The 471-nt window shown below is 71.1% G+C and carries 1 protein-coding gene; it reads left to right on the plus strand.

All coding sequences use genetic code 11. The features are described from left to right. The coding region (locus ASF38_RS04255; RefSeq protein WP_162237298.1) for a DUF222 domain-containing protein at nt 1-471 on the plus strand (471 nt) is incomplete at both ends.

The raw sequence follows: 471 nt of genomic DNA on the forward strand, positions 1-471 counted from the left end.
CGTGGGACGGGCTCGAGACCGGTGAGGTCCGGCGGCTAATCGGTGAGCTCGGCCGCCTGGAGTCCCAGGTCGCGGCGCACAAGATGGCCGCCGCACGGGTGCTGGAGAAGGCCCGCAAGGCCGCAGCCAACGGCGACGGCCCGCGGACCGGGACCGGCACCTCGACGGGCGCGACCATCAGCTTCGACTTCGGCGGGGACCGCAGCGGCGCCGACGCGCTGGTGAACACCGCCGAGCGGATCGAGGAGCAGACCACCCTCATCGAGAACGCGCTCGCCGCCGGAGTGATCAGCACCAAGCAGGCCGACCTGATCTCCCGCACCCTGGCCAAGCTGCCCGACGACGTCACCGCAGAACGGCGCGAGCGGTGCGAAGAGACCCTCCTGAAGGATGCGCAGAAGCTGACCCTGAAGGACCTGCGCCGCAGGGCGGCGCGGATCACCGAGACCTACCGCAAGACCGTCGACGAGG

It is taken from the genome of Aeromicrobium sp. Leaf272 (assembly GCF_001422865.1).
Lineage (GTDB): Bacteria > Actinomycetota > Actinomycetes > Propionibacteriales > Nocardioidaceae > Aeromicrobium.